Raw genomic sequence first — 6,134 nt, 5'->3', positions numbered from 1 at the left:
CTCTAAAAACACAACTATCCTATATAAATACGACAAACAGAAGAGACTGCCTCCACCGCTTTGATACCCCATCTTTCGGGGACCGGCGGCAGGGGCGGCCTCCCCGTAGCCCGGACAGGTTCCATCCTTCAGAAAAAAGCGCGTTGGAAAGGGGATGGGGGGAGCTTGAGGGGGGAAGGGGGAAACCTTGTGCGCGAGCCAAGGTTTCCCCCTTCCCCCCTCATCACAAGCAAGCTTTCCGGCCTGCTAGTCCAGACGCCAGATGACGCTGGCCTGACGGCCGGAAGCCTTCACGCAGCGGTACGAGAAGAACTGGCGGTTGTAGCTGGCCGTGCACAAATCGATGCCGTAGATGTTGCGCGGCAGCAGCCCGGCCTGCTCCAGCTGCCAGCGGGTCAGGCCCCACAGGTCCATGGTGCGGCTTTGGGCGTCGAACCAGGGGCGGAACTCGTCGCTCCACTCGCTTTCGAAGTTGATGAACTCCGCCCGGGCCGGGCCCAGGCTCGGGCCGCGCACGGCCAGAAGTTCGCGCGGTTCCACGCCGTAGTGCTCGCAGAAGCGGCGCACCCCGGAACCGGGGAAGTCACAACGGTTGCCGCGCCAGCCCGCATGGATACCGGCCACGAAACGGCCGCTCTTGTGGGCCAGCAGGATGGGCTGGCAATCGGCGGTCTTGATGACCAGCCCAAGCCCGGCCTGAGCGGTGGCCATGCCATCGGCATCGCAGCGGGGCACGGCGTCGGGCTCCACGGCATCGGGCTCGAAGATCATGGCATCGCCGTGCACCTGATTGAGTTCGGCCATGCGCCGAAGGCCCAGGGCCGCCCGCAGTTCGCGGCGGTTGCCGATGACGCTCTGCCGGTCATCGGCCGTGGCGAGAGAGATGTTGCCACCGGCGTACGGGCCGTCTCCGGCCTCCTGCCAGCGGGTCTGGAAGGCGCAGCGCACATTGTCCACGCCGGGGAACACAAAGGGGATGAAACTTACAGGCATACGAGTCCTTCTTCAGTACACAGGCAGTCCACGGGCCGGTCCCAGTCCTGGGAAGGCAGCGCGTCCACCACCTGGAAAGCATAGCACAGGCCCACCAGCAGGGGCCGCCGACCGCTGCCCCGGGCACCGAACGCCGCCAGGAAACGGTCATAGTAGCCGCCGCCGAAGCCCAGGCGGTTGCCCGCGCGGTCAAAGGCCACACCGGGCAGGATGAGCACATCGGGACAAAAATCGGGATGGGCCAGCACCGGGGGCGCCATGCCCAGCAGACCGGCATGGGGCTCCAGCATCTTGTAGGGCCCGGCGGCCATGTCGCCCACCCGGGAACAGGGCACGAAGTCCATGAGCCCGCGTTCCAGGCGCACCCGGGGCAGATAGACCCGCACACGGCGCTGCCAGGCATCGGCCAGCAGGTAGCCGGTATGCACTTCTTCCGGCAGGGCCACGTACAGGGCCACGCGGGCGGCCTGCTGCCAGACGTCCCAGTCCAGCAGGGCCTGCTGGGCCGCACGGGCCCGCTGCCGTGCCAGGTCGGGGTCCTGACCGCGCCGCAGCCCACGCATGCGGGCGCGCAATTCCTTCTTCTGCTCATCGGGGGAAAGGGACATGGAGGTCTTTCCATCCTTGCTAAAATGTGCCATAGTTCGCGGAGTGACTTTATAACAAAGGAAACACCGCCATGCCAAGCGTCAACGAACAGGATCATCTCTGGATTGCCGTTGGGGACATTCACGACGAGCCCGGGCTGTTTGCCCGTATCCCCGAGCTGGCGCAGGCAGACGGCATCATCGTCACCGGCGACCTGACCATTACAGGCGGCGTCAAGCAGGCCGAGATGGTCATGGACGTTCTGCGGGCGCACAATCCCCGCATCTGGGCCCAGATCGGCAACATGGACCGGCCCGAAGTGGACGAATGGCTGAGCGGCCTGGGCTGCAACCTGCACACGCAGGTGCACGAGCTCACGCCCGATACGGCCATCTTCGGCATCGGGGCCTCCACGTTCACGCCTTTCGGGACGCCCAGCGAGTTTCCTGAATCCACCTTCGCCGGCTGGCTTGAGAACAGCTGGCAGAAGGCCCGCAAGTACCCCCACACCGTGCTGGTTTCGCACAATCCGCCCAAGGACAGCGCCTGTGACGTCATCCCGGGCAATATTCACGTGGGCTCTACTGCCGTGCGCGAATTCCTTGAAGAAGCCCAACCCGATGTCTGCCTGTGCGGACATATCCACGAAGCGCGCGCCGTGGACAGGGTGGGCCGCACCATCGTGGTGAATCCGGGCGCTCTGGCCCAGGGCGGCTATGTGTTGCTGCGCTCCAGCGGCGGCAAGCTGTCCGTGGAGCTGCGCGTCCTTGAAAATTGTGATTAGCGAAGCCCAGCGCTTCCGCGGGGGACAGACAGTCTGATCCCGCCCGTCATGGCGCGGCCCGGTGCCGCGCTCTCTGACGTTGCCCCTCCGGCGGCTGTTCCGGCCGCCTGGAAAACGCCGTCCCGTGACGGGCGTTTTCTCCTGCCATCCCCCGTGCCCTGCCCTTTCCGGGCATCCCCAGGCCCGTGCCCGCTCACGGACACGCCATCCGGTGTTTGCCGGATGTCCGGCCTGTTCCCTCAGTCGGGATAACGGCTGACAAATTTCGCCGCCTTTGGCGGTCCAAAAGGATATTTATGACGCAGGAAAATACGCCGGCCGTGTCTGACGCGGCCGCTTCCTCTGATGTCGCTGAAGCAACCCCCACCCCCAAACGCCGTACCACCCGCCGCAGTTCGCGCGCCAAGACCGCCCCTGCCGCGGAAGAAACGGCCACGTTGACGGCCTCCCCGGCCACCGATGCCGCCCAGGCCGCTGCGGACAACGGCGATACCCAGGCCACCGACGCGGCAGCCACCGCGCCCCGCAAGCCTGCCCGCCGGAGCAGCCGCCGCAAAACCACGGCCCCTGCCGCCGAAAATACGGCCCCCGAGACCGCTCCCGCCGCTGCATCCGCTGAAGAGGCGCCCGCCCAGACCGCAGCCCCCGAAGCTGCCGAAGCATCCGCCGATACCGACGGCGAACAGCACGCCGCGCCCCGTCGCGGGACCCGCCGCTCGCCCGGTGCCCAGCGCCGCCAGCGTACCCCCCGCAAAAAATCTCCCGAAGCTGCGAGCCAGCCGGCCGAAGCTGCCCCTGCCGAAAGCGGCGACCAGACCACCGAAACGCCCGCGGCCCGCCCCTCTGACGATCAGCCTGCTGCCGTGACGGCTGAAGCCCCCGCTGCCGAGACGCCTGCGGCGCCTGCCGCCAAGGCCGCCCCGGATAGCGAAGATGCGGCGACCGCTGCGGCTGTTGAGAGCAGCGAAACTGCCGCTGCCGATACCGGCAGCCAGGAAGACGGCGAGGAACAGCCCCGCCGCAAGAGCCGTCGCGGCCGTCGCGGCGGACGCGGGCGCAACCGCAAGAACCGTGAGGCCCAGGCGGAAAGTGCCGAACCTGCCGACAAGGATACCGAGGAGAGCGCCGAAACGGCAGCCCCTGCCGACCTGCCGGACGATCTTAGTGACGAGGAACTGTGGCAGGCGGCCACCGGTGATGTGGAAAGTCTGGAAAACACTCCTGCCCGTCCCCGCCGCCGTGGCGAGGACAGCGAAGCCCCCAAGAAGGGCAGCGTGCGTGCGGCCGCGGTCAAGGCCAAGGTGGCCGCAGGCAAGCGGCGCATGTTCATCAGCGTGCTGCCCGGCGAGCAGGTGGAAGTGGCCATCACCGAGGAAGGCCGTCTGCAGGAATACTACCTGGACATGTTCCACCAGCGCAAACTCAAGGGCAATATCTACAAGGGTGTCATCCACAATATCGACACCAACCTGCAGGCTGCCTTCGTGAGCTACGGCGCGGGCAAGAACGGCTTCCTCCAGATCGACGAGATCCACCCCGAATACTGGCTGACCCATCACGAGCCCAGCAAGGGCAAAAAATTCCCGCCCATCCAGAAAGTGCTCAAGCCCGGCCAGGAAGTGCTGGTGCAGGTGGTCAAGGAACCCACCGGCAACAAGGGCGCCTTCCTCACCACCTGGCTGTCGCTGGCGGGCCGCTTCCTGGTGCTGACCCCCGGTCAGGAGCAGATCGGCGTTTCCCGCAAGGTGGACAGCGATGAAGAACGCACCCGCCTGCGCGAGATGATGAACGGCATCGACCCCGGCCAGGGCCTGGGCGTCATCGTGCGCACCGTGAGCGCCGGCACCACCAAGACCACGCTCAAGAACGACCTCCAGTACCTCAAGCGCGTCTGGAAGGACATCCGCAAGAAGGCCACCGAAGTCTCGGCCCCGGCCCTCATCTATCAGGAGCCGGGCCTGCCCCAGCGGGCCGTGCGCGACTACCTGACCGACGATGTCTGCGAGATCTGGGTGGACAACGAGGAAGTGGCCGACAGCATCCGCGAGACCGTCTCCCTGCTCTTCCCCCGCAAGAAGGAGCTGGTGCGCCTGCATACCGACGTGCGCATGCCCCTGTGGGAGCGCTTCAGCCTGCGCCGCCAGCTGGACCAGATCTATTCCCGCGAGGTCACCCTGCCTTCGGGCGGCCGCCTGGTCTTTGACCAGACCGAGGCCCTCATGGCCGTGGACATCAACTCCGGCAAGATCTCCGGCAAGGTCAATTTCGAGTCCATGGCCCACCGCACCAACATGGAAGCCGCCGAAGCCATCGCCCGCCAGCTCAAGCTGCGCGACATCGGCGGCCAGGTGGTCATCGACTTCATCGAGATGCGCGACAAGAAACACGTGCTGGAAGTGGAAAAGACCCTGCGCACGGCCATGAAGAACGACCGCGCCCGCCACGACGTGGGCCGCATGAGCTCCTTCGGCCTGCTGGAACTGGTGCGCCAGCGTACGGGCTCCTCGGCCCTTTCCATCACCATGGAGCCCTGCCCCTTCTGCGGCGGCACGGGCCAGCGGCGCAACCTTGAATGGCAGGCCCTGCAGGCCCTGCGCGAGATGCGCCGTGCCCTGCGGACCCACGGCGGCGACAAGTACGTCTTCGAGACCACGCGGGAACTGGGCCTTTATCTGCTCAACCACAAGCGCGACAGCCTGCGCGACATGGAACAGGATTTTGGCAAATGTCTGGAAATCAGCATCCGTCCGTAACGGACGCCCCCGTCGAAACTTCCGCGGCCTGCCCTTCGGGGCAGGCCCCTGTTTTTGAACCCGTCAAAGGCGAGCGCAGCCTGCTGCTGCACATCTGCTGCGGTCCCTGCTCCATCATGCCGGTCAAGCGCCTGCAGGACGAGGGCTTCACGGTCACGGCCTGGTACATGAATCCCAACATCCAGCCCCTGATGGAATACCTGCGCCGCCGCGAGGCCGCCGAGGAATGCGCCGCCCGTCTGGGCATCGAGCTCATCTGTCAGGACGATACCTGGGATCTGGTGGCCTGGCTGCGCTCCGTGGCCGGACGTGACCTGCCCCCGCAGCGCTGCGCCTGGTGTTGCAGCAGCCGCATGCAGGCCGCCGTGGCCTATGCCCGCGCCAACGGCTATGCCCATGTGAGCAGCAGCCTGCTCTACTCCCGCTATCAGCCGCACGACGTCATCCGGGCCGCCGGAGAACATGCCGCAGCGGCGGAAGACGCCCCCCTGAGCGAAGGCCCCCGCTTCGTCTACCGCGATTTCCGCACCGACTGGCAGGCAGGCATCGACCTTTCCAAGGAATGGGGCGTATATCGCCAGCCTTATTGCGGCTGTGTGTACAGCGAAGCCGAGCGTTATGACAAAAAGTTGCAGCGCCTGATAAAAAAATCCTGAAAAAATGATTTTTCCGCTTGACGAACGGACCTGTTTTCCGTAGAAAGACTTTCGTTGCTTTTGCAGCACTCCCCGATAGCTCAATCGGCAGAGCGGGTGACTGTTAATCACTAGGTTGGCGGTTCAAGTCCGTCTCGGGGAGCCACAAAGGACTTCAGGGCTTGCGCGGCAAGCGCAAGCCCTTATTTCCCCAAAGCTGCAAACAAAGCAATCAATGATCCCCGATAGCTCAATCGGCAGAGCGGGTGACTGTTAATCACTAGGTTGGCGGTTCAAGTCCGTCTCGGGGAGCCAGACGATCAAGCCCTTGCGATTTCTCGCAAGGGCTTTTTCTGTTTGGCTCTTGACTAGCTGAGAGGG

General features: G+C 65.2%; 5 protein-coding genes and 2 tRNA genes. 5 read left to right on the top strand and 2 right to left on the bottom strand.

What is annotated here, in order from left to right; genetic code table 11:
* Positions 1–246: 246 nt before the first annotated feature.
* Positions 247–993, bottom strand: coding sequence for a polyphenol oxidase family protein (locus tag ACQRCJ_RS11910; protein WP_427799882.1), 747 nt, complete (start codon positions 991–993; stop codon positions 247–249).
* Entirely contained in the window at positions 984–1,601 is a 618-nt protein-coding gene (locus tag ACQRCJ_RS11905) for a 5-formyltetrahydrofolate cyclo-ligase (RefSeq protein ID WP_239463908.1), read from the bottom strand. The genes ACQRCJ_RS11910 and ACQRCJ_RS11905 overlap by 10 nt, the downstream gene beginning before the upstream one ends.
* A gap of 71 nt (positions 1,602–1,672) precedes the next feature.
* Here ACQRCJ_RS11905 and ACQRCJ_RS11900 point away from each other — a divergent pair, with 71 nt between their 5' ends.
* From ACQRCJ_RS11900 to ACQRCJ_RS11880, 5 genes are all read left to right on the top strand, one after another.
* Positions 1,673–2,365, top strand: a complete 693-nt coding sequence (locus ACQRCJ_RS11900) for a metallophosphoesterase (RefSeq protein WP_168936476.1) — start codon at positions 1,673–1,675, stop codon at positions 2,363–2,365.
* A 296-nt stretch (positions 2,366–2,661) separates the two neighbouring features.
* On the top strand, positions 2,662–5,118 hold the full coding sequence (locus ACQRCJ_RS11895; RefSeq protein WP_427799881.1) for an Rne/Rng family ribonuclease: 2,457 nt from the start codon (positions 2,662–2,664) through the stop codon (positions 5,116–5,118).
* Positions 5,091–5,774, top strand: a complete 684-nt coding sequence (locus ACQRCJ_RS11890; RefSeq protein ID WP_204674817.1) for an epoxyqueuosine reductase QueH — start codon at positions 5,091–5,093, stop codon at positions 5,772–5,774. The genes ACQRCJ_RS11895 and ACQRCJ_RS11890 overlap by 28 nt, the downstream gene beginning before the upstream one ends.
* A gap of 69 nt (positions 5,775–5,843) precedes the next feature.
* Positions 5,844–5,919: transfer RNA gene (locus ACQRCJ_RS11885), tRNA-Asn, on the top strand.
* 73 nt (positions 5,920–5,992) lie between these two features.
* Positions 5,993–6,068: transfer RNA gene (locus ACQRCJ_RS11880), tRNA-Asn, on the top strand.
* Positions 6,069–6,134 lie beyond the last annotated feature (66 nt).

The sequence above is a fragment of the Desulfovibrio sp. SGI.102 genome (assembly GCF_050314315.1).
Taxonomy (GTDB): Bacteria; Desulfobacterota; Desulfovibrionia; order Desulfovibrionales; family Desulfovibrionaceae; genus Desulfovibrio.
Note: the sequence above shows the minus strand (reverse complement) of the source record. Positions and strands in the feature narration are given on the sequence as shown.